Source organism: Polyangium mundeleinium (assembly GCF_028369105.1).
GTDB lineage: Bacteria > Myxococcota_A > Polyangia > Polyangiales > Polyangiaceae > Polyangium > Polyangium mundeleinium.
In genome coordinates this window covers 3,759,074-3,781,550 of the sequence record NZ_JAQNDO010000001.1, presented here as the reverse complement: position 1 = coordinate 3,781,550, position 22,477 = coordinate 3,759,074, and the positions used below count along the sequence as shown (strand labels likewise).

At 69.0% G+C, this 22,477-nt stretch carries 21 protein-coding genes and 1 pseudogene; 14 read left to right on the top strand and 8 right to left on the bottom strand.

Annotated elements, in window-relative coordinates:
* Nucleotides 1-143: 143 nt before the first annotated feature.
* From POL67_RS15180 to POL67_RS15170, 3 genes are read right to left on the bottom strand one after another with little or no spacing between them, the layout of a single operon-like run.
* Nucleotides 144-1,535, bottom strand: a complete 1,392-nt coding sequence (locus POL67_RS15180) for an ABC transporter permease (protein WP_271918073.1) — start codon at nucleotides 1,533-1,535, stop codon at nucleotides 144-146.
* Nucleotides 1,532-2,230: an ABC transporter ATP-binding protein gene (locus tag POL67_RS15175; protein WP_271918072.1), complete on the bottom strand. Its 699-nt coding sequence runs from the start codon at nucleotides 2,228-2,230 to the stop codon at nucleotides 1,532-1,534. The genes POL67_RS15180 and POL67_RS15175 overlap by 4 nt, the downstream gene beginning before the upstream one ends.
* Nucleotides 2,227-3,117, bottom strand: coding sequence for a ferritin-like domain-containing protein (locus tag POL67_RS15170; RefSeq protein WP_271918071.1), 891 nt, complete (start codon nucleotides 3,115-3,117; stop codon nucleotides 2,227-2,229). The genes POL67_RS15175 and POL67_RS15170 overlap by 4 nt, the downstream gene beginning before the upstream one ends.
* A gap of 176 nt (nucleotides 3,118-3,293) precedes the next feature.
* On the opposite strand from POL67_RS15170, the gene POL67_RS15165 reads away from it, so the two are divergent.
* A complete protein-coding gene (locus tag POL67_RS15165) occupies nucleotides 3,294-4,814 on the top strand; it encodes an HAD-IG family 5'-nucleotidase (protein ID WP_271918070.1) in 1,521 nt (506 codons plus the stop codon).
* A gap of 128 nt (nucleotides 4,815-4,942) precedes the next feature.
* Here POL67_RS15165 and POL67_RS15160 read toward each other — a convergent pair whose 3' ends face one another.
* Entirely contained in the window at nucleotides 4,943-5,698 is a 756-nt protein-coding gene (locus tag POL67_RS15160; protein WP_271918069.1) for an SUMF1/EgtB/PvdO family nonheme iron enzyme, read from the bottom strand.
* 116 nt (nucleotides 5,699-5,814) lie between these two features.
* On the opposite strand from POL67_RS15160, the gene truD reads away from it, so the two are divergent.
* The 8 genes from truD to POL67_RS15120 all read left to right on the top strand — a co-directional run bounded on the left by truD (nucleotide 5,815) and on the right by POL67_RS15120 (nucleotide 13,213).
* Nucleotides 5,815-6,918, top strand: a complete 1,104-nt coding sequence (gene truD, locus POL67_RS15155) for a tRNA pseudouridine(13) synthase TruD (RefSeq protein WP_271918068.1) — start codon at nucleotides 5,815-5,817, stop codon at nucleotides 6,916-6,918.
* A 98-nt stretch (nucleotides 6,919-7,016) separates the two neighbouring features.
* Nucleotides 7,017-7,823, top strand: coding sequence for a MotA/TolQ/ExbB proton channel family protein (locus tag POL67_RS15150; RefSeq protein WP_271918067.1), 807 nt, complete (start codon nucleotides 7,017-7,019; stop codon nucleotides 7,821-7,823).
* Entirely contained in the window at nucleotides 7,823-8,284 is a 462-nt protein-coding gene (locus POL67_RS15145; RefSeq protein ID WP_271918066.1) for an ExbD/TolR family protein, read from the top strand. The genes POL67_RS15150 and POL67_RS15145 overlap by 1 nt, the downstream gene beginning before the upstream one ends.
* Before the next feature lie 75 nt (nucleotides 8,285-8,359).
* Nucleotides 8,360-9,283 carry an energy transducer TonB gene (locus tag POL67_RS15140; protein WP_271918065.1) on the top strand — a complete coding sequence of 308 codons (924 nt, stop codon included), beginning with the start codon at nucleotides 8,360-8,362 and terminating at the stop codon, nucleotides 9,281-9,283.
* 61 nt (nucleotides 9,284-9,344) lie between these two features.
* Nucleotides 9,345-9,815, top strand: a complete 471-nt coding sequence (locus POL67_RS15135; RefSeq protein WP_136933370.1) for a cyclic nucleotide-binding domain-containing protein — start codon at nucleotides 9,345-9,347, stop codon at nucleotides 9,813-9,815.
* A 74-nt stretch (nucleotides 9,816-9,889) separates the two neighbouring features.
* Entirely contained in the window at nucleotides 9,890-10,615 is a 726-nt protein-coding gene (locus POL67_RS15130; RefSeq protein ID WP_271918064.1) for a cytochrome c3 family protein, read from the top strand.
* A gap of 114 nt (nucleotides 10,616-10,729) precedes the next feature.
* Nucleotides 10,730-12,193, top strand: coding sequence for an amidophosphoribosyltransferase (purF, locus tag POL67_RS15125; protein WP_271918063.1), 1,464 nt, complete (start codon nucleotides 10,730-10,732; stop codon nucleotides 12,191-12,193).
* A 60-nt stretch (nucleotides 12,194-12,253) separates the two neighbouring features.
* A complete protein-coding gene (locus POL67_RS15120) occupies nucleotides 12,254-13,213 on the top strand; it encodes a hydroxymethylglutaryl-CoA lyase (RefSeq protein ID WP_271918062.1) in 960 nt (319 codons plus the stop codon).
* 4 nt (nucleotides 13,214-13,217) lie between these two features.
* Here POL67_RS15120 and POL67_RS15115 read toward each other — a convergent pair whose 3' ends face one another.
* The 3 genes from POL67_RS15115 to POL67_RS15105 form a co-directional block, all read right to left on the bottom strand.
* Complete coding sequence (locus tag POL67_RS15115) at nucleotides 13,218-14,843, bottom strand: putative metal-binding motif-containing protein (protein WP_271918061.1); 1,626 nt, start codon at nucleotides 14,841-14,843, stop codon at nucleotides 13,218-13,220.
* Nucleotides 14,834-15,385: a hypothetical protein gene (locus POL67_RS15110; RefSeq protein ID WP_271918060.1), complete on the bottom strand. Its 552-nt coding sequence runs from the start codon at nucleotides 15,383-15,385 to the stop codon at nucleotides 14,834-14,836. The genes POL67_RS15115 and POL67_RS15110 overlap by 10 nt, the downstream gene beginning before the upstream one ends.
* 66 nt (nucleotides 15,386-15,451) lie before the next feature.
* Entirely contained in the window at nucleotides 15,452-16,279 is an 828-nt protein-coding gene (locus POL67_RS15105) for a peptidylprolyl isomerase (RefSeq protein WP_271918059.1), read from the bottom strand.
* A gap of 78 nt (nucleotides 16,280-16,357) precedes the next feature.
* Here POL67_RS15105 and POL67_RS15100 point away from each other — a divergent pair, with 78 nt between their 5' ends.
* Complete coding sequence (locus tag POL67_RS15100; RefSeq protein ID WP_271918058.1) at nucleotides 16,358-16,984, top strand: DUF192 domain-containing protein; 627 nt, start codon at nucleotides 16,358-16,360, stop codon at nucleotides 16,982-16,984.
* A gap of 342 nt (nucleotides 16,985-17,326) precedes the next feature.
* On the opposite strand, the gene POL67_RS15095 is transcribed toward POL67_RS15100, so the two are convergent.
* Nucleotides 17,327-17,812: a hypothetical protein gene (locus POL67_RS15095; protein WP_271918057.1), complete on the bottom strand. Its 486-nt coding sequence runs from the start codon at nucleotides 17,810-17,812 to the stop codon at nucleotides 17,327-17,329.
* A 167-nt stretch (nucleotides 17,813-17,979) separates the two neighbouring features.
* On the opposite strand from POL67_RS15095, the gene POL67_RS15090 reads away from it, so the two are divergent.
* The 4 genes and pseudogenes from POL67_RS15090 (at nucleotide 17,980) to POL67_RS15075 (ending at nucleotide 22,193) form a co-directional block, all read left to right on the top strand.
* The gene (locus POL67_RS15090; protein ID WP_271918056.1) at nucleotides 17,980-18,885 is read left to right on the top strand and encodes a lysophospholipid acyltransferase family protein; all 906 of its coding nucleotides are present in this window, start codon (nucleotides 17,980-17,982) and stop codon (nucleotides 18,883-18,885) included.
* A complete protein-coding gene (locus POL67_RS15085; protein ID WP_271918055.1) occupies nucleotides 18,882-20,258 on the top strand; it encodes a hypothetical protein in 1,377 nt (458 codons plus the stop codon). Before POL67_RS15090 ends, POL67_RS15085 begins: the two co-directional genes overlap by 4 nt.
* A gap of 104 nt (nucleotides 20,259-20,362) precedes the next feature.
* Nucleotides 20,363-20,548: pseudogene (locus POL67_RS15080) on the top strand (Rdx family protein); the annotation flags it as partial.
* A 64-nt stretch (nucleotides 20,549-20,612) separates the two neighbouring features.
* On the top strand, nucleotides 20,613-22,193 hold the full coding sequence (locus tag POL67_RS15075) for a hypothetical protein (protein ID WP_271918054.1): 1,581 nt from the start codon (nucleotides 20,613-20,615) through the stop codon (nucleotides 22,191-22,193).
* The last annotated feature ends 284 nt before the right edge of the window (nucleotides 22,194-22,477 follow it).

The window sequence follows — 22,477 nt, the reverse complement described above, 5'->3', positions numbered from 1 at the left end:
GGTTTCGTGGCCCGACGACCCGGTCCGGACCCCGTCGCCGCGTGGTTTCGTGACTCGACCCTCGGTCCGGACCGCCTTCCGCGTGGTTTCGTGGCCCGACGACCCGGTCCGGACCCCGTCGCCGCGTGGTTCGAAGCAGCCCGCTAGCTGCCGGCGAGCGCCCGCGCCGGGTCGACCTTCGCGGCGGCCCGCGCAGGGCCGATGGCGCCGAGGACCGAAAACAGGATGGAAAAGCCCATTCCGAGGAGCCAGAGCCACCACGGGAACGCGAAGAAGGTGTCGGGCTTGAAGGGGAAGTCCGGGAGCTTCTCGGCCGCGGCCCAGTCGGCGAGGAACGCAAGGATCCGCGCGACGAGGAGGCCCGCGGCGCCCGCGAAGAAGCCCACGACGGCCGCGAGCGAGACCGTCCAGGCGCCGATCTCGCCCGCCGTGGCGCCGACCGCGCGGTAGAGGGCGATCTCGGCGCGACGCTCGAGGACGAGGGCGCGGAAGGTCTGCGTGATGCTCGACGCGCTGACGACGAGGACGACACCCGCGACGAGCGAGAGCAAGGCCATGACGCCGGAGACGAGGACGCTCACGTCCCGCGCGCGTGTGTCCTTCGGGGACAACCCCATGCGCGCGCCGGCATCGATGACGCCCGCGACCTCGGCGCCGGAGCTCGCCTCCACGACGGCGCTCGAATACCGCTCGGCCGCGCGTTCGCCGCCGAACTCGCGGTTCCAGCGGCGCACGACGCCGAGCGGGAACGTGAGGCCGAGGTCGGTGGCGCTGCCCGAGATGCCCACGATGCGCGCCTTGATGGTGCGAGGGCTGCCCTGCTTGGCGCGGCCGAGCAGGCTCTCGCCGAGGCGAATCGTGAAGGTGATGCCCTGCGCGCGGCCGAGGAGCGTCTCGCCGACGGCCGGAAAGCCGTGCGCAGGCGCGATGCTCTTGTCGAAGATCTCGACGAGGTAACGGCTGACGATCGCGGGCACGGGCGCGGAGCAACGGCCCTCCGCGGCGTCTGTTGCGCGCTCGCAGTAGGCGCCCCCGGTGCAGGCGGCGTCGTCGGTGCAGGCGGGTCCGGGCGTGTCGAGCGGATCCACGAAGAGGCCGGGCTTCACGTCGTTCGCGGCGAGCGCGGGATCGATGCCGTCACCGGGCAGCTCGCCGGCGCCAACGTCATGGCCGAGGATCTCGCGGCCACCGCGCGCGCTCGCGGGGAAGGCGAGGGAGAGCTTGGGGCGGACACGCGAGGCGCCAGGGAGCGCGGCGAGCTTGGCGACGTCGTCGGGCGAGATGCCCGGGGGCTCGCCGCCGCCGCCGAGGAGCAAGCCGAGCAGGCCCGGATCCTTGGCCTTCGGTGGTTCGAGCTCGATCCGATCGATGGGAAAGACCTCGCCGAGCAAGACGGCGCGCACGCCGAGGCCGAGGGCGAGGAAAAACACGAGCGTGGCCGTGCCCGCGGTGATGCCAAAGGCGCTGCCGGCGAGCGCGCGGCGCGCACGGGCGAGGTCGCGGCGCACGAGGCGGACCAGGGCGGCGAGCTTCATGCGGGCACCTCGTTCGAGGTGTCCACGCGGCCCTCGTGCAGGCGGAGGATGCGGGTCGCGGCGCGCGCGAGGCGCTCTTCGTGCGTGACGGCCACGATCGTGAGGCCCTCTTCGCGGTGGAGCTCCTCGAAGAGCTCGATGATGCGCGCGCCCGTGTCGGCGTCGAGGTTGCCGGTGGGCTCGTCGCAAAGGAGGAGCTTGGGTTTGCGGAGGAGCGCGCGCGCGATCGCGACGCGTTGTCGCTGTCCACCCGAGAGCTCGGCGGGGGTGTCGCCGGCACGATCGGCGAGGCCGAGCCGTTCGAGGAGCTGTTTCGCGCGGGCGAGGCACGCGTGTTCGTCGCCGCGCGGATCGAAGAGCGCGGGCGTCGTGATGTTCTCGATCACGGTGAGGTGATGCAGCAGGTGAAAGTGCTGGAAGACGAAGCCGATGCGCTCGCCGCGCAGCCGCGCGAGGGCGGCATCGCTCATGCGGCCGAGGTCCTGCCCGTAGAGCTCGACCTGCCCTTCGTAGCCACGATCGAGCCCGCCGATCACGGCGAGCAAGGTGCTTTTGCCCGATCCGCTCGGGCCGAGAACACAAACGAACTCGCCCTCTTCGATGACGATCTCCACGTCCACGAGGGCCCGGCGCGCGTCACGGCCGCCGTCGTGGACACGGCCGAGGCCGCGGGTGCGGATGGCCGCGACCTTCACAACGCCGAGACCACGACGCGCTCGCGATCCACGGCGGCCTCGGCGGCGCGTACGCTCACGGCCGACGTGTCCTCGGCCTCGCGGAGCGCTTCGTCCGTGAAGCCGAAGAGCCAGAGCAGGAGGCGCGGCGGCCGCAGGCGGAGATCGTCCTCCTTCACGAAGAGGCGCGCGAGGTGCTCGGCGTAGGCGCGGCAGAGGACGCGGAACGGGATGTGATCAAAGGCCTCGGCCCGGCGGCGGCTCGCGTAGGACGAGAGCAAGAGGGCGACGTAGAGCACGTCGTGAATCACCTGCAGGCGCAGGCGCGAGGTGCCGGGGTTTCGCGCGAGGGTCTCGCGGAGGAAGTGGACGTTCAGCGGGACGTGGAAGGACTCGTCGCGCGTGAGGATCGTGAGCATGTGGCGCACGGCCGGGTGGCGCGCGCGGCGCAAGGCGAGGCGGTAGGTCGTCGAGCCGATGGTCTCGAACATGAGGTTCGTGAGGACGATCGTCTCGATCCGCTTGGCCCGGCCGTAGAGGCGATAAAAGGTGCCGGTGACGCGGCCCATGGGGCGGACCTCGCCGCCGAGGTAGGCGAGGAACTCGGTGAGCAGCGCGCGATGCCAGCCCTCTTCGTCGCCGTAGAGGCGCAGGCACTCGGCGAGCTCGGGGTCCCACGTGGCGATCTCGTCGGCGAGCTCGTGGGCCTGGCGCAGGCCCGACTCCTCGGCGCGGAAGGCCGCGTTGAAGAAGGCGATGGCCGCCTGCCGCTCGGCCTCGGAGGCCCACACGATGGGCTCCCCGAGATCGAGCTTCTCCTCGTACATGCGCTCGGCCCGCTTGCGCAACATGCCGAGCCACCACGAGGTGGGGCGCCGCAGCGGGCCGCTCTCCCTGTTCTTCGTCATCGCTGCCTGGGACGGAGGGTGCCGGCGGACGATAGCGCACGCAGGCCGAGCGGGCACGGGCTCACGGAGAAGGCGGACGAGCAAGCGAGGAAGAGCGGGCTGGAACAAGAACGCACGCGTGCAACGTGGACGGCGCGCCTATGTGCTGCGGATGAGGTAGGATGGCTGCGGGTCCCGTGGCGTTCGAACAGCTCTCTCTACCGTTCGAGGGGCATCTCACCCCGACCGCGCCGGCGCGAATCCCGCGCACGCGGCGGGTGTTCGTGAACCGCAATCTGAAGATGGCGGGGATCGACTGGGTGGGGTTCGACATGGACTACACCCTGGCGATCTACAACCAGGTCGAGATGGACAAACTGTCCATCGACGCCGTGATCCCCAAGCTCGCCAAGCGCGGCTACGACGAGGACATCCTCCGCGGGATCACCTGGCCCATCGACTTCCCGATCCGCGGGCTCTTGATCGACAAGAAGGCCGGGAACGTCCTCAAGATGGACCGCTTCAAGGTGGTCCACAAAGGCTACCACGGCCTGCGCGAGCTCACGAAAGAGGAGCTGCGCTCGCTCTACCACCAGAAGCGCGTCAAGCCGAACACCGGCCGCTACCACTTCATCGACACGCTCTACGCGCTGAGCGAGGTCGCGCTCTACACGGGGATCGTCGAGGCGTTCGAAGCGCGACGGATCGAGCTCGACTACGCGACCTTGTTCACGGACATCCGCGAGTGCATCGACGAGGCGCACCGCGACGGATCCATCCTGGACGTGGTGCTCAGCGATCTGCCGCGGTTCATCGAGCGCGACCCCTTGCTCGCGCCGACGCTGCACAAGCTACGCTCGGCGGGCAAACGGCTGTTTCTGCTGACGAACTCGCGCTGGCCGTACACCGAGCGGATGATGACGTACCTGCTCGGCGACGCGATGCCGGAGTACCCGAGCTTCCGCCACTACTTCGATCTGATCATCGTGGCGGCGCAGAAGCCGGCGTTCTTCCAGGAGCGCAGGCCGCTGCTCGAGCGGGACGGAGAGAACCTGCGCCCCGCGACGTACCCGCTCGAACGAGGCGTGATCTACGAGGGCGGCAACCTGCACGATCTCGAAGCCGCCCTCGGCATCGGCGGCGACCGGATCCTTTACGTCGGTGATCACATCTACGGCGATATTTTGAGGTCGAAGAAAGAGTCGGCCTGGCGCACGGCGATGATCATCCAGGAGATGGAAGCCGAGGTGATCGCGCACGAGATGTGCCGCGAGGAGCACCAGAAGAGCGCGGAGCTCGAACAACGAAGGGACGAGCTCGAAGATCAGCTCCGGTACTACCAGCAGCGGTACAAGGACCTGACGCGCAAGATCGAGGACGCGGCGCAGGCGGCGAAGAACGGGCACGGAACCGGGAGCGGGAGCGGGAGCGGCATCTCGTACGAGGCCGAGCGAGGCCGGGCAAAGCGCGCCGTGGAGCGGATCCGCGGCATGCTGCGCGCGGTGGACGCGGAGGCGACGAAGCTCGAGCGCGAGATCGATCAACGCTTCCACCCCTACTGGGGATCGTTGTTGAAAGAGTCGATCGAGCCGAGCAGCTTCGGCGATCAGGTCGAGGAGTTCGCCTGCATCTACACGTCACGCGTGTCGAACATGCTGGCGTACTCGCCGCTGCAGTACTGGCGCAGCCCCCGGGACCTGATGCCGCACGAGCTCTGAGTCCCAGCAGGCTGTCGAGAAGCGCCGCGAGCGCCCTGGAGCTAGGGAGGAGGACGCAGGAATCCTCCAGGATTCCGAGGACGACGCGCCGACGATCCAGGGCGCGCAGCAAGCTTATCGGCAGCCTGCTACTGGCAGCAGCGGAAGCCGGTCGAGTAGTCGTGGTAGCGCGCGTTGTGCGCGGTCGTCTTGTAGTCGCAGCCGTCGCCGTTCTGGTGCGTGTCGAGGTAGTAGCCGCCGCGGAACGTGCCCGTCTTCGAGGCGGTCCACTCGTGCAGGTTGCCGACCATGTCGAAGGCGCCGTAGCTCGACCGGCACTTCTTGTGCGCGCCGCTCTTCGCGAGCGTCCCCTTCATCTGGTTGAGGCGCTCGTCGTTCATGTTCGCGAACGTGTACGCCTCCTGCGGCGGCGGGCCGCCGGCGACGCCGTAAAGCGCGTTGAACGAGGAAAAACCGCCGTCGTTGCAGACGCCGGAGACGTGATCGTTGCCGTACGGGAACGTCGTGGGCTTCTTGCCCTTGCAGGCGCCGATCCACTCGTCGTCCGCGCAGAGGCGTTTGCCCGCGTTCTTGCACGCCTCCTCGGCCTCATTGCGGCTGATGTACGCCTGCGGGGCCTTGCCCTTCTTGCTCACGGCCTTCATGCGCAGGCCCGCGACAGACTGGTACGGCGAGTGCGCCTTCGTCTTGTTTTTGCCGACGATCTCGACGACGTGCGCCTCGTACGTGTCGATGCAGTACTTGCCGGCGACGCTCACCATGCCCTCGGGGCACTTCTTGCCCTTGGCCTCCGCCTCCGAAGGTGCCGGCAAGGTCGCCGCGAGGAGCGCGACGGCCGCGAGGCCCAAAGCTTGAGGAGAGCGGAAAGAGACGATGGGCTTCATGGCGCCATGAAGGACGAGCGAGCCGCCTCTTCGACTCATACCGAAAGCTTCCGGCGAGGGCAAATGCGCCGTGGCCGCTTGGACGGGCCTCGGTTTTCGGTCAACCTCTGCCGCCCATGCAGGCGCCCCTCCCGATCGCCAAGATCCGTACGAGCCCCGAGGACTTCGTCGTCGAGGAGATCCCCGCGTACGCGCCGAGCGGCAAGGGCGAGCACCTCTACGTCACCCTGCGCAAGACGGGAAAAAACACGCTCGACGTCGTGCGTGACCTCTCCCGCGCCCTCGGCGCCGACCCCCGCAGCACGGGCTTCGCCGGGATGAAGGACCGGCACGCGATCACCACGCAGACGATCTCGATCCAGGTGCCGATCGCGGAGGACGCGGAGGCGAAGCTCGCGCAGGTGTCGCTGCCGGGCGTCGAGATCCTCGGCGCGAGCAGGCACGGGAACAAGCTCAAGCCTGGGCACCTCGTGGGCAACCGGTTCACGATCACGCTGCGAGGTCTCGCCGGCGACGACGCCGCCCGCGTCGGCGAGCGGCTCGCGGAGGCCGGCCGCGTGGGCGTGCCGAACTCGTTTGGACCGCAACGATTCGGGCGCGACGGCCAGAACCCGGCGCGGGCGCTCGCCTGGCTGCGTGGCGAGGAGCGCGGGCCGCGGGACCGGCGCGAGCAGCGGCTGTTGTTCTCGGCCCTGCAGTCGATGTTGTTCAACGACGTGCTCGCGCGGCGCGTGGCGGCCGGAACGTGGGCCGCCGTGCTGCCGGGGGACATCGCGAAGAAGCACGACTCCGGCGGGATCTTTGCCGTCCCCGCGGAAGGGCGGGACCTCGACGACGCGAAGGCGCGGGCCGAGGCTGGGGCCATCTCACCAACCGGACCGATGTTCGGCGCGAAGATGCGCTGGCCCGAGGGCGCGCCGCGGGACATCGAGCGTGAAGTGCTCGCCACGGTGCTGCCCGACGCGAGCCGGCTCGAGGCCTTCCGCGCCCTCGGCGAGGGCACCCGAAGGCCCCTGCGGCTCATGGTCGCCGACCTCTCGGTGCGTCCGATTGACGCATCCGGCGGGCTCACCGTTTCTTTTGTGCTACCGAAGGGTGGCTACGCCACAACGGTCCTCGCCACCGCTTGTCAGATCGCCGATGCGACGTTCCGCGCCAGCGACGCGGACAGTGGCGAAGAAGGCGACGAGTCCTCCTCCGAGCCTTCCGATTCCGCTTAGCGCCACTTCGCGCCCGCCTCGAGCCTCGTCGAGAGGGCGTGTAAACCAGATCAAAAGCCGGGCTGCAACGGCCCACGATTGAAAGGCACAACCGGAAGATGAATCTCATCGAGTGGCTGCAGCGCATCATGGTCGGCTTCGGCGCTGCCTGGGTCATGTGGCTCATGATCGGGCTCTCCGTGGTGAGCGTCGCGATCATCCTCGAGCGCGCCTGGTTCTTCTGGTCGCTGCGAGACGACGTGGTCGTGCTGGCGCGGGATCTGCGGAACACGTTGAAGGACTCGATCGAGGCCGCGCAGAAGCGCATGGAGGCCTCGCCCTCGGCCGAAGCGGCCGTCGTGAAGGCAGGCCTCGTCGAGGCCGATCGCGGGCCGAAGGCCGCCGAGGAGGCGATGGCCGGCGCGCTCGCCCTCCAGCGCATGAAGCTCGAGCGGCGCCTCGCCTACCTCGGCACCCTCGGCAACAACGCTCCGTTCATCGGCCTCTTCGGCACCGTCATCGGCGTCGTCGGCGCGTTCGACGCGCTCGGCAAGGCCGCCGAGAAGCCGCTCGCGCAGGCCGCCTCCGCGGCGATGGCACCGCAGCAGGTCATGTCGAGCATCGCCGAGGCGCTCGTCGCCACGGCCGTCGGCCTCGCGGTCGCCATCCCGGCCGTCGCCGCGAACAACTACTTCCAGCGGCTCATCCGCTCGACGATCGCGAACACCGACGCGCTCACGCGCGTGCTGCTCGCGCACCTGCATGGCGAGAAGGAGAGCGCGCTCGAGGAAGCGGTCGAGGACATCGCCCTCGCCGTGTCCGCGAAGAAGGCCGAGGCGAAGCCCGCGAAGACGAACGGCGCGCAGAACAAGAAGGCCGCCAAAAAGGGCGAGGACGAGGACGAGTCCAGCGAGGAGAACGGCTGATGGCCGGGTCGAGCTCCAACAACGAGGAGAACATGGTCGAGGGGATCAACGTCACCCCCCTCGTCGACATCACCCTCGTGCTCCTCATCATCTTCATGGTGACGGCGAAGATCATCGTGTCCCAGGCCCTGCCGCTCGACCTGCCGAAGGCCGCATCGGGGCAAGAGGTGCAGATGGTCTTCAGCGTCGAGCTCCGCGCGAACGGGGACATGGTCATCGACGGCAAGAAGCTGCCGACCGACGACGCCGCGCTCCCGCTCGCGAAGGAGGCGCAGGCGAAGACGCCCGATCTGCGCGCCGTCATCCGCGCAGAGCAGACGGTTCAGCACGGCCGCGTGCTTCACGCGCTCGATCTCCTGAAGCGAGCCGGAATCACGAAAATCGCCTTCGGCGTGACGCCCGTGCCCGCCGAGGACGGCAAGGCGGCCCCGGCCCCGCCGCCCACGCCCGTGACGCCGTGATACCTTCGCTTGGACTTGAGGGGCTCCGCTAGGCCACGCGGAGCTCCACGCTAGAACCTTGGAGATACATCGATCATGAGCTCGGCGGCGAACAGAGTCGTGATGGGGGGAAGCCAGTTCCACCACACCGCCGGGCGCGACCGTGATCCGCTCGCGCCCGTCGTCGCGCTCGGAGATCGCGCCGCGAAGACGGGCACGGCGATCGGGCTCGTGCTCGCGCTGCTCTCGCACGGCTACGCCTCCGCGCAGGCGATGACGGCCCTCTTCGACATGCGCCGCGCGGTCGGCGAGATGCGTCAAGGGCTGCACGAGTTCTTCTGGACCGAATACGACATCGATCTGACGCCGAAGAACGAAGACAAGCCGAAGCCCGAGGAAAAACCCCCGGAGCCGGAGCCGGAGCCCGAAGCTCCGCCGCCCGTGCCGCAGGCGAAGGCCGAGAAGGCGCCGGACGAAGAGGTCCCCGACAACGTTCCGCCGCCGCCGCCCTCGCAAGCCGCGAAGGTGATCACGCAGGAGCCGGACGAAGAAGAGCCCGTGGACATGACGGGGCAAGGCTTCGTGAGCGGCGACGGGAGCGGCCCGGGGTACGGGATGGTGAGCGCGCAGGGGACCGGAAAGACCCCGACGTACAACAAGGGCGCCTCGCTCGACGGGAAAGAAGGCGGCACGGGTACGGGCAAAGGCGGGCCGCCGCCGGCGCCCACGGGGCCGGACAACTCGAAGGCCGCGGGCCTCGTCGGCAGCTCCGCGTGGGATTGTCCCTTCCCGCCCGAGGCCGACGCCGAGCAGATCGATCAGGCCGTGGTGTCGATCATCGTGACGGTGCGTGCCGACGGTTCGCCGCAAACCGTGAAGGTCGTGAACGATCCGGGCTACGGCTTCGGCCGTGCCGCGCGTCTCTGCGCCCTGTCGCGGCGCTACACGCCCGCGCTCGACCGGACCGGGACGCCGATGGTGGCCGCGACACCGCCGATCCGCGTCCGCTTCACGCGCTGACGTTCAAAGGCCGCGGCCACGCTTCCTTTCCGCGCGGCGCCTCATTATCCTCGGCGCACCTGTGGACGTCGCCGAACGCATCGAGAAGCTCAGCAAGGTGCCCCTCTTCGAGGGGCTCACCACCCAGGCGCTCGAGCTGATCTCGCGCGTCGCCAACGAAGAGTCCCACGCGCTCGGGACGAAGATCTTCCAGCACGGAGATCCGGGCGACAAGCTCTACATCATCCTCGAAGGCAAGGTACGCATCAGCCGTGAGGTGCCGGGCATGGGCGAGGAGGCGCTCGCGGTGCTGGGCCCGGGCTCGGTGTTCGGCGAGATGAGCCTGCTCGACGAGGCGCCGCGCTCCGCAGACGCCCGCGTCCACGAGCGATGTCGCCTGCTCACGGTGCCCAAGGACGCCTTCGAGGACCTCCTGTTCTTGCACAAGGACCTCGCCTACGAGGTGCTCTGGAGTTTCGTCCGGATGCTGACGCAACGGCTCCGCGAGACGAACGACAAGCTCACGTTCCTCACCGTCACCGGCAAATTCTGACGGCGCCGGCGCGGGTTTCGCGCCTTGGACTTCCGTCCCGCGAGGCGGGTCGTGTAGTGTCTGGCCGAGACACCATGGTAGCCACGAAGCACCTCGCCCTCGTTTTTGCTCTCGCCCTGTCGGGCGTCGCCGCGGCCTGCGGCGGCGGTTCGACGCCTCCGCCCGACACCGCCAACGATCCGAAGACGGACGGGACCTCGACCGACAAGCCCGCCGATCCGGGCGGCGCCACCGACGCGAAGCCCGAAGGCGGCGACGCGAAGCCCGGCGACGCGAAGCCCGCGGACACGGGCACGGGCGGGACGGCCGCGACGCCGCCGGCCGCAGCGGGCAAACCGTCGACGAACCTCCGGCAGAGCCAGATGCTCGAGGACATCAAGAAGATCGGCCTCGCCCCGGACAAGCTCCAGGACCTGCCGAAGATCGGCCTCGCGCAGAAGAAGAAGCTGATGCCGCTCTTCCAGAAGGCGCTCGGCTACAAGGACTGCAACGGCTGCCACGTCGAGGGCGACTTCAAGGCCGAGACGCGCAAGATCAAGATCACGCGCGGCATGTGGAAGAACTTCGTCGTCGCGCTCCGCGACGAGAAGGGCGGCGCGGTCTTCTGCGACACGTGCCACGACGGCAACGAGCACAACCTCAATCACTCTGACAAGAAGGCGCTCGAGACCTTCATGGACGAGCAGTACGAGGACAAGCTCACGCGCGCCGACAAGAAGGACATGGAGTGCGGCACGTGCCACGGTGACCCCTTCGAGGGCGACATCATCACGAAGGTCTGGGGCATCGCGAAGAAGTAGCGCTCGCCCGCAAGCGCGGTTTTCTCCGCGCCTTTCCGCCCTCTCCACACCTCCCCGCCCCGCAAGGGCCACCTCGCGTGGCCGGCTCCTGCTTTCGTACTAAAGAGACGCCGCATGTGCGGTGTGTTCGGCATCTATGGCCACCCCGAGGCCGCCAACATCACGTACCTCGGGCTGCACGCGTTGCAGCACCGAGGTCAGGAGGCGGCGGGGATCGTCACGAGCGACGGGGAGCGGCTCACGCCGCACAGGTCGATGGGCCTCGTGCAAGCAGGGTTCTCCCCGACGGATCTCGCGGCGCTGCCCGGCGACCGGGCGATCGGCCACGTGCGGTACTCGACCGCCGGCGGCTCCCACATCCGCAACGCACAGCCGTTTGCCGTGGATTACGCGCGCGGGTCGATCGCGGTCGGGCACAACGGCAACCTGACGAACTTCGAGGCGCTGAAGGATCGGCTGGAGGCGCGCGGGAGCATCTTCCAGAGCGCGAGCGACACGGAGGTGATCGTCCACCTCATCGCCGCGAGCACGCAGGCCACCGTGGAGAGCCGCGTCGCCGAGGCGCTCGGGCAGGTCGAAGGTGCTTACTCGATCCTGTTCCTCACGGAGCGCGAGCTCATCGCCGTGCGGGATCCGATGGGCTTCCGCCCGCTCTGCATGGGGCGCCTCATGCATGGGAATGCCGAGGCGATCGTGATCGCCAGCGAGCCCACGGCGTTTGATCTGATCGGCGCGATGTACGTGCGAGACATCGAGCCGGGCGAGATGCTGATCGTGGACGCGAACGGGACGCGCTCGCTCCGGCCTTTCGCGCCGCGCACGCGCAAGCTCTGCATCTTCGAGCACGTGTACTTCGCGCGCCCCGACTCGCTCATCGAAGGCGCGAGCGTGTACGAGGTGCGCAAGGCGCTCGGCCGCAAGCTCGCCGAAGAAGGGCCCATCCCAGGCGGGAATGACGCGGGCGACGTCGTCGTGGTGCCCGTGCCCGACTCCGGGGTGCCCGCGGCGATTGGTTTTGCCGAGCGCGCGGGCGCTCCGTTCGAGATGGGCCTCATCCGCAGCCATTACGTGGGCCGGACGTTCATCGAGCCGCAGCAGTCGATCCGGCACTTCGGGGTGCGGCTGAAGCTCTCCCCGAACCGCGCCGCGCTCGCGAACAAGCGTGTCGTGGTCGTGGACGACTCGATCGTCCGGGGCACGACGAGCCGGAAGATCGTGAAGATGGTGCGCGACGCCGGGGCACGCGAGGTGCACCTCAGGATCTCGAGCCCGCCGACGCGCTGGCCCTGCTTCTACGGGATCGACACGCCGACGCGCGCTGAGCTCATCGCCGCGACGCACACCCTCGACGAAATCTGCAAGTACGTGACGGCCGACTCGCTCGGGTACCTGTCGCTCGAAGGGCTCGTCACGTCGGTGCGCAACATCGAGCGGGCGGCGTCCCCGAGCCCTCCGCCCTCGCCGAACAGCGGGGAGGCGGCCGAGAACGGATACTGCGCCGCCTGCTTCTCGGGTGTCTACCCGGTGCCCTTCTCCCCGAGCCCGAAATCGCGGCATCTGAGGCTCGTCCACGGCTAAGATCACGGCGCGCGCGCAGCGCGTTGACGGCGCGCGCGCATGCCGAACAATGGTCACCCCATGACGGATCGCCCCTCGAGCTCGAGCGCCGCCCCGCACGATCTGTTCGCCCACACGCCCGATCGGGTGTCGCTCTACGAGGTGAGCCCGCGCGACGGCCTGCAAAACGAGGCGGTCGTGGTGCCGCTCGAAGCGAAGAAGCAGCTCGTCGCGGCGCTCGTCGCGTCCGGCGTGAAGCGGCTGGAGATCACGAGCTTCGTGTCGCCGAAGTGGGTGCCGCAGCTCGCGGACGCCGAGGAGCTCGCGCGCGGGATGCGCCCGCCCGAGGGCGTGACGTTCAGCGCGCTCTGTCCGAACGCAAAAGGCCTGGAGCGCGCGCTCGCCACGGGGCTCAGCGAGATCGCGGTCTTCATGAGCGCGAGCGAGACGCACAACCAGAAGAACATCAACAAGTCGATCGACCGGACGCTGGGGGTGTTCTCGGAGATCGTGCCGCCGGCGATCGAAGCGGGCCTGCGCGTGCGCGGGTACGTGTCGACGGTGTGGGGATGTCCGTACGAGGGCCCGGTGTCGGCCGAGCGGAGCGTCGAGATCACGAAGAAGCTGCTGGAGCTCGGCTGCTACCAGGTGTCACTCGGCGACACGATCGGGGTCGGGACGCCGAAGCAGACGCGCGACATCGTGCTGCGATGCCTCGACGCGATGCGGGTGGATCAGTTCGCGCTGCACCTGCACGACACGCGCGGGACGGCGCTGGCGAACATCCTGGTGGGGCTCGAGCTCGGGGTGCGGGACTTCGACGCGTCGGTGGGAGGTCTCGGAGGTTGTCCGTACGCGCCGGGCGCCGCGGGGAACGTGGCGACGGAGGACCTCGTGTACATGCTGCACGGGATGGGGATCGAGACGGGGATCGACCTCGACCAACTCATCGAGGCGGGCAACGTGGCCGAGCGGGTGCTCGGGCGCCCCCTCCCCGGCAAGGTGCACAAGGCGGGAGCCTTCCGGCGACGGCCGAGCTAGCAGGCTAAGGCACGATGCAGCCGAGCCGCGTGAAGAACACGTGCTGCTCGCCTTGGCGGTCGTCGCGGAAGAGGATGCCGACGTTGCCGTCGGGGCCGAACGTCGCGATCGGGTAGATGCTGTCGCTCTTGGCGAACGTCACGCGTTGCTCGGGGCCGGACGGCTTGAGCTCCTGGTCGAGCATGAGCGCGTAGAGCTCGTAGCCGTCGTTCTGATCCCGATCGTCGGCGTAGACGAGCAGGACACGATCGCCGAGGGCCTTGAGGCTCGGGTAACGCGAGCGGAAGGAGCCAGGGTTCGTGAGGGCCTTGGGCGCGACGAGGATGTTCCCGTCCTCGTCGACGACGGCGCCGTAGATGGCCTTGGGGTTCGCCGTCCTGTCGAACCACGCGATGACGTACCGATCCTGGTTCCAGACGACGGTGGGGTAGACCGAGTCGGTGAAGCCGTCCGTGAGGGAGACGGGCTGCGAGCGCGGCGTGAGATCCTGGTTGAAGACCTGGAACTGGATGAAGTGCTGGAGCGCGTCGCCGGGCGCCCAGCCGACGCCGATCGAGGAGAGGCCGGCCGCCATCTGCGGCGCTTCGTTGCCCACGTTGATGGCCTGCGTGAGCTTCACGTTGCCGCCGATCGGCGCGCCGTCGATCGTGAGGCGCTGCGCGTAGAGGTCGAAGAGGCCCTCACGCTCGTCCTGCCACGCGACGATGAACTCCCCGCCGGTCCAGCCGAGCGAGACGTTGATCGAAAAACCCTCGGCGAAGGAGAGGCGCGTGTCGGGGAGGACCTTCGCGCCGTTCTCGTCGAGGAGCGTGAAGTACACCTCGTAGTCGCCGCTGCGGCGATCCTGCCATGCGATGCCGTACCGATCGCCGACCCACACGATCGGGCCGCCGGCGTTGTCGCCGTTCTGGAAGACGATCGGCGTCTCGGGACCGAGCGAGAGGCCCGTCGGCGCGAGCATGTTGAGGCGCATCGAGAAGCCGGAGATGGTGCCCGTGTACGCGGCCGCGTACGAGGAGCCGCTCCACGCGATGCCGCCCGGGCCCGCGGGCGCGATGTCGCCCGAGAGGCGGATGGGCTCGTTGAGCAGCGGGATGTACGTCGCGCCGTCGTCGACGATGCCGTTGCAGTCGTTGTCGACGCCGTCGCAGACCTCGGTGCCGCCCGGATACGCGAGCTCGCTCTTGTCGTCGCAGTCGTCGCCGCACGCGTTCGGCTCCCCCGGGAGCATGCCGGGCCGCGGGCCGCGGAAGCCGTCGCCGTCGTTGTCACGCGTGGCGATCTCGTACGTGCATTGCCCGGTCTTCGGGACGCACGCGTCGTCCGTGCAGGGATCGTTGTCGTCGCAGACGACGGGCGGCAGGTCGACGCAGAGCCCGCCGTTCCGCGGGGCCCCCGCCTCCGCGCCCGCCGCGAGATCGCAGTAGACGGGCTCGCAGAGGTTCTTGTGGCCTGGACAATCCGAGTCGACGAAACAAGGGGGCTGGGGCGGACCCACGTCGAGCGGCGTGCGCGCGCCGCACCCGCCCGCCACGATCCCTGCGGCCACGAGGGTGCCCGAGAGCGCGGCGAGCGAGAGTCCGAGCAGGCTTCGTCCGCCTTGCGCCTTCCGCAAACGCTTCACAGGCATCCGCCGAACCCTTCGACGTCGATGGGCTCGCACACGAGCCCGGACGGGCAGTCATCGTTGCCACTGAGCGGACAGAGCTTCACGCACTGGGTGCCCGAGCCGGTCACGACGCAGGCAAACCCCGCGGCGCACCAGAGGCCCGAGCCGCCGCCGCACGGATCCCCCTGCACGCCGGATCCCGCGGGCGTGCAGAACGCGCCGTAGACCTCCTGGCCGCAGGGTTCACTCGGGTACGAAACGAAGATGAAGCAGCCTTCGCCGGGGAAGCAGCCGCTGTTCAGTTGATCGAAGGGATCACACTGGAAATCCTCGATCGGCGGCGGCGTGGAGGGGCAGCCGGGATCGATGTACTCGTCGAACGCATCCTTGCCCGCATCCCATATCGGGCCCGTCGCGGTGCTGCTCGACGAATCCCCGCCCTCGCCGCCGCCCCCGCCCTGGCCCTCGGTCTCTCGCACAATCGAGCTGCCGCACCCGCCGAGACCCGCGGCCGGGACGACGAGGCCAAGCGCGGCGGCCACCAAGATAAGCCGCTTCTGCATGCCCGAAGCGTAACCGAATTTTTTCGCGCGCGCCGCGAGGACGACGAGGACTTCGCGCAGAAAAGATCACTTGCGGGTGATGGTGACCTTCTTGATGACGGGCGCGGTCTCCGGCTTCTCGCGGACGGTGGGAACGGAGGCGATCTTGTGGACGACGTCCACGGGCGCGCACTCGCCGAAGATCGTGTAGCCGTTGTCGAGGTGGAAGGCCGCCTCGTCCGTGATGAAGAACTGCGCGCTGTTCGTGTTCGGACCGCGGTTCGCCATGCACAAGAGGCCCGGACGATCGTGGTTCGCGTCCTCCCACACCTCGTCCGGGATGACGTATCCGGCCTCGCCCGTGCCGTTCTTCTTGGCGTCGCCGCCCTGGATCATGAAGCCCTTGATGATGCGGTGGAAGATCGTGCCGTCGTAGGCCGGCTTCTTCTCCCACTTGCCCTCGGGCGTCTTCCACGGGCGAACGCCGCGCGCGAGGCCGACGAAGTTCGCGACGGTGATGGGCGCCTTGTCGTCGAAGAGCGCGCACTCGAGGGTGCCCTGGTCCGTCTCGATGGTGGCCGTGAGCGCCTTGCCCTCGGGCAGGCCCTTCGTGGCGTCGGCGAGGGTCCACTTGCCCTTGACCGGATCGTCCTCGCTCGGCTTGACCTCGGCGACGGGCTTGGCCGAGACCTTCTTCTTCGTGGGCTTCGGGAGCTGGATGCGCGGCCGCGAGGTCTTCTCGGTCGGGAGTCCGTTCGTGTCCTTGCCCTGGGTCTGCGCCTCGGGCTTGCGATCGGGCGCCGCGGTGGGCTCGGGCGGGCTCGACTCACAGCCGCTCGCGAGGGCGGCGACGACCAGGGCAGATGCCGCGGTGAGAGCGGCGAAACGAGGACCTTGGAGCGAGGGAAGTTTCATAGGAGATGTTTCTCCTTGCGGCGAGGCGCGGCGAAGGTCAAGCGCGGGCGCGCGTCGTGCTACGAAGGGGCACGAGCCATGCCCGTCACGAAGCTCTTCGTCGCCCTGTCGCTCGGGTTTCTGGTCGTCGCCTGCGAGCCGCGCGTCGAGGAGCCCGTGCCGCCCCCACGAGACGCGCGCCCCGTGCCGATCGGGCAAGAACCCGAGGGCCTGGAGAATCACAGCGCCAAGGCGCGGTGCATCCACCCGACCGAAGACAAACCCAAGCGCACGCTTTCGCGGACGGGCGCCGATCCGGCGTGCCCGCCCGACGATCTCGCGAAGCCGCCCTTGCTGCGCGAGGGCAAGGTCGTGTTCGCCGACGCGAAGGACGAGGCGGTCACCGTGGAGATCGCGCAGCGGGAGCACGAGCGCGCCCGCGGGCTCATGTACCGCAAGCAAATGGACGAGGCGCGCGGGATGATCTTCGTCTTCGAGCGGCGCGAGGTGCACCAGTTCTGGATGCACAACACGTGCATCCCGCTCGACATGTTGTTCGTCGACGACGATGGGACGATCGTGGGGATCGAGGAGAACGCGCCGACGATGAACGACTCGACGTTCTCGGTGCCGTGCGCGTCGCGGTACGTGATCGAGGTGAACGCCGGATACTGCCGGCGGCACGGGGTGCGCGCCGGCCAGAAGGTGCGTCTCGAAGGGATCTAGAGGTCACGACGGCCTCCCGAGGGGGTCGACACGCGGCGACACCCGCCGGTCCTCGTGCACCGAGGGGGTCGACACGTGGCGACACCCGCCGGTCCTCGTGTACCGAGGGGGTCGACACGCGGCGACACCTGCGGGTCACCGTGTACCGAGGGGGTCGACACGCGGCGACACCCGCCGGTCCTCGTGTACCGAGGGGGTCGACACGCGGCGACACCTGCGGGTCACCGTGTACCGAGGGGGTCGACACGCGGCGACACCTGCGGGTCACCGTGTACCGAGGGGGTCGACACGCGGCGACACCCTCCGGTCATCATGGGCGTTGGAAAAACGAGGACACGAAGGCTAGATGCAGGAATCCGCGCCGTTGCAGCGCACGTAGCAGTCGTTGCAGATCACGCACGAGGCGTAGTCGTTGAAGATGCTGTACCCGGTCGGGTAGGCCGTCTCGCAGCTCGTGTAACAGGCCGAATCGCCGTCCGCGCACCCGTCGATGCACGTGAGGAAGTCGCCACAATCGATGCTGTTGTTGCAGGCCTGGGTCTCGGCGTTGCAGAGGCCGTCGGCGGTGGTGCCCGAACACGCTGAGCACGTGGAGCAGTCCATCGAGTTCATGTCGCAGGTGGTCATGGGGACGCCGCCGCCGCCGCTGCCGCCACTGCCACCCGAGCCGCTGCTGCTCGAGCTCGAGCTGGGTCCTGGACCCCCCCAGTCATCGCCTCCCTCACCGCCTCCGCCGCCCACGCCGCCGGTCGAGCCTGTGGCGCAAGCGAACACGTTGAGCGCGAGAAACGAGCAAGCGATGACGAAGATCGAACGCGCGGACATCATGTCTCCTCCTGCCGCGCGATGGGGCGCGGCGCCGGGGTATCGACGAGCCATCGTCGCATGAATTCGAGGAAAAATGGGCGAAGGGGCGAGGCGCGCGACGCCTTTCGAGCACCGAAAAGGGCGCGGGTCTTGGCACGCTTTTGTTGGTTTCGGTATACGAGGAATGCGTGGCTGCTTTCGTCGTTCCACATGAGCCAGTCCCTCCCGTCGACGTGTTGAAAGACGCGCTCGCCGCGCTCGCGGAGAAGGCGCGCGCGACCGTGCGCCCGAACGATCTCGCGAGCCGTGATCCGCACTTCATCAAGCGCGCGATGCCGCTCCTGGGGATGTTCTACGACCACTACTTCCGCGCCGAGACGGAGCTCGAAGAGCCCTTCACGGACGGGCCTGCGCTCGTGGTCGGCAACCACAACGCGATGACCGGCACGCCGGACATGTTCTGTCACATGCTCGCGTTCTGGAGGCTTTACTCGCCCGATCGAATCTCGTACGGGCTCATGCACGACGTGCCGTTCCGCTTCCCCGGCGCGGGCGCGTGGCTGAACGCCGCGGGCGCGATCGCGGCGAGCCCCGAGAACGCAGCGCGCGCGATCGATCGTGGCGCGGCGGTGCTCGTGTTCCCGGGCGGCGACATCGACGCGTGCAAGCCGTTCTCGCGGAGGTACGAGATCGAGTTCGGCAAGCGCCGCGGCTTCGTGCGCACGGCCCTGCGGCACCAGATCCCGATCGTGCCCATCGTGAGCGTGGGCGCGCATCACTCGCTCTACATCTGGACCGACGGGCGGCGTATCGCGGAGGCGCTGCGGCTGCCGCTGCTCGCGCGATCGAACGTGGCGCCGATCGGCGTGGCGTTGCCCTGGGGGCTCATCGCCGGCATCCCGCTGCCGCACCTGCCGCCGCCCGTGAAGATCCACACGCGCATCCTCGCGCCGATCCGCACCGATCTGCCGCCCTCCGCGGTGGATGATCCCGAGGCGGTGGAGGACCTCTTCGAACGTGTACGCAGCGCGATGCAACGGGCGATGAACGATCTGAAGCAGCAAGGGCGCCACGGCTGGTTTCCGGCTTCATGAAGGCGCTCGGCCCGCTCGTCGCGCTCTCGATCGTGGCGCTCGTGTCCCCGGCGGGCGCCGTGGCCGTGGGCGGTGCGACGCCGTCCCCGGTGGTGCACGAGGACTACCTGATCGTCAGCCACGACGAGGCGAGCGGGCGTGAACACGTGCTCTTCGCCGCGCGCCTCGCGCCCGCCGCGCCGCGCGTGCTCGTCGGCCTGCCGACGCCGAGCACGCCGACGATCGAGCCGCTGCCCAAGCTCGATCTCGCGGCGCTCGTGCACACGCTCGTCGAGCCGCACGAGCGACGCACCCGCGGCCGCGCGCCGGCGCCTCCTGCGGCGTGGGTGCTGGATCGATCGACGCTCTCGGGCTTCGTCGTCGCCCCCTCCGCGGGCGAACAGCCCTTCGACGCGGCGTGGACGAAGAGCTACGTCGATCGGAACTTTTCGTTCGCCGTGCTCGACGTGGTCACGCCGCCGGGAGGCTGGCTCGAGATCATGACGCCGGCCGTGCATGTCTCGTTCGCGTCGCCGCGCGTGATCCTCGCGCGCCGCGAGCCGCCGCGCGCGGAGCCGCCTGCGGACGAAGCACAGGAAGGCGCGGCGATCCCGCTCGTGGTGGAGTCGGTGCGCGCCGAACCGAAGGCCGTCGCGCCGAGCGGCGAGGCGATCGCGCGTGTGCTGCGGGCGCGCGTGGGTCCCTTGCTCGACTGCTACGAGGCGTTCCTGGAGCGCCGCCCCGGCGAGGCGACGAAGGTGACGATCGAGGCTTCGATCCGGCCGAAGGGCGACACGGCGTCGCTGCGATCACCAGGCGAGAAGGGCGACGAGGCGACACGCGAGCTCGCGACGTGTGTCGTGAAGATCCTGCGCGCACGGCAGTTCCCGCGGACGGACGAGGGCTGGAAGTTCTCCGCGGATCTCGCGTTCAAGCCGCCGCGCACGCCCGCGCGCCGCACGCACCTCGTGCTCGTCGGGCCCTCGCGGTATGTCTGGAAAGATCCGCCCGCGTCGGCGCGCCTCCTGCACGATTTCGAGGCGAAACCGGAGGACGTGGCGCGCGCCATGACGCCCGAGCTCCGCCGCGTGATGGGCCTGCCGGAAGGAAGACGCCTGTGGATCTCGCACTGGCTCGACCGGGACGTGCGACGCGCGCTCGCCGAGGACGCGCTCTTCGATCGCGAGGATCTGCCCGCAGACGGCGCGCCCGGCACGCTCTCGGCCCCCACGGGAAAGCCCGAGGTGCGTCCCGTGGCGGCGAGCCCACGCGAGAAGCCCCGCGCACGTGCACGCTCGAAGCGCACGCGGAACGCCGTCGCGGCCGCCGCGGCCCTCGCGTTCACGGTCGCCCTCGCTCTCTGGCTCGCGCGGGACGAACGCCCCTCGGCGTGAAGCGCCTCGCCCCTTGCGCTCGGCCGCGCCGGCATCCATGGACGTCCGAGGAGGCGTCCATGAACGTCGTGATCAAGTACTGCCACGTCTGAAACTACAAGCCCCGGGCCGTGAGTTTCGCGGCCGCCATCAAGGATGCGTTCGACGTCGACAGCAAGCTCGAGATCGGAAAGCCCAGTCAGTTCGACGTGATCGTCGACGGCGAGCTGATCTTCTCGAAGCAGTCGGCAGGTCGGTTCCCAGAGCTCCAGGAGGTGCTCGACGCCATGTCGAAGCGCGCGGCCGGCTGACCGCCGCGAGCGACAAACGGGCCGCAGCTTGACGGCCGTGCGTCGATGAGGTCCCCTATCCTGGATGCGCCGCTCCCTCGCGCTTCCCTTCCCTGCCCTGCTCCTCGCGCTCGCCGCCGGGTGCGGTGACCCCGACACCTTCGTCCCGGATATCCCCGGGTTCAGCGGTCCGGCGGGCGTCGTCGAAGGAACGCTGACCTACACGGGCCCGCCGCCGTGCACGGAGAACGGCAAGGTCGTCGGCGCGGCCCTCGTACTCGCGTTCGACAAGCGGCTCCTGCCACCGCCTTCGGGCCTCGGCACCGGCGCCGCGAGCCTCGACGCGATCCCGGCCGACGTGCTCTTCGCGAGCGTCCGCGACAAGCTCGTCTTCGACAAGGACGGCAAGCTCCGCTGCCCCGATGCCTCGGCGCCAAACATCACCGCGAGCGGGACGTGGACGATCGCGCCGCTGAGCGGGGGGACGTACCAGTTCCGCGGGTTTTACGATCGCGACGGCGACTTCAACCCGGCCTTCTCCATCTCGAACCTGCCGACGGCGGGCGACGTGGGCGGCGGCGCAATCGACAACGCCGCCGAGGTGCTCATGGGCGCGGCGCCGCGGTACACGGAGGTCAACGTCGGCGAGCCCGACGGGAAGGGCAACTTCGTGATCCCGGCCGTCGGCGTGCATGTGCCCGGCGTGGGCGTGACGCTCGGGCAGGTGCTCCCGCTCGAACGACCCGTGTTTTACCCGTCGGCCGTGGACGACAGCGTCGCGGGCAACACGGATCCACGCAAGGTCGTGGTGCCATCGGACTTCGAGTTCGAGACGTTCCCGCCAAAGGACACGTCGTTCATCCGCATCACGTTCTCGGCCGGCGTGGCGGATGCCGAGATCGACGCAGCCGCGCTCACGCCGTTTTTCCTGCCCGTGAAGGACCCGGCGGCGACGCTCTACATGGCGCTCGAGGACGTGAACGGCGACGGCCAGCTCACCCACGAGGATCACGTGGTCGAGTCGGCGGGCATTCCGCAGCTCTACCCGAGCTCGGTCTTCTCGAAGATCAACGCGCCGCGGCTCGCGAACGACAAGCGCATCGAGACGCAGTCGCGGCCGCGCGTGATCATGCAAGGCCTGACGCTCCTCAAGAACCTCCTGCTCACGTCGACGAAGCTGCCGCCCGCGATGCCGGATCCGATGAACCCGGTGCCCCCGTTCCAGTCGTTCGAGCCCGAGGTGACGGTCGCGGTGCGGCCGGCCGCGTTGTGCATCGATCCAGTCGATCCGTCGAAGAAGGGCGTGTTCGTCCTGAGCCGCAAGACGGCCGCAGACGGGGCGGCGATCATCGCCGACGAGGAGGCCTTGAAGCAGGGCCTCGCGGCGCGCTTCGGCCGCCCATTCGACATCGTCTACGGCTGCCTGCCAGAAGGGCAGTACTCGATGAACCTCGTCTATCCGACGGGGCAGGCGTGGAGCGTGCCGAACGAGGCCGGCGTGTGCGCGCTGGCCGAGCCGCAGACGTCCGACGGCAAGACCTGCAAGGCCGTGACAAACGCACGCCCGCGGCTCGTGTCGCAAGACGCGATGCTCATCGTGGGCGCACCGAAGGACGCGGCCTACTGCAAGGCGAACCCAACGCCCACAGCCTGCACGGCGCTCTGAGACGTAGCGCTGGGGCGTTGCGCTGGGGCGTTGCGCTGGGGCGTTGCCCCAGGCCCCAGCAGGGGCTGTCCGCCCCTGCACCCGGACCAGCCAGGGGCTGGACCCAGGGTTGAAAAACTGCGCTCCGCGCAGTTTTTCAAACAGGCCGACGAAGAAGCCGGGTTGCCAGTCGAACCAGCAGCGCGGCTGTCTTGGTTGGCAACGTCGCTGCTGGTCTTGACCGGGCCTGTTCGATGAACTGCGCGGAGCGCAGTTCATCGAGTTTGGGTCCAGCCCCTGGCTGG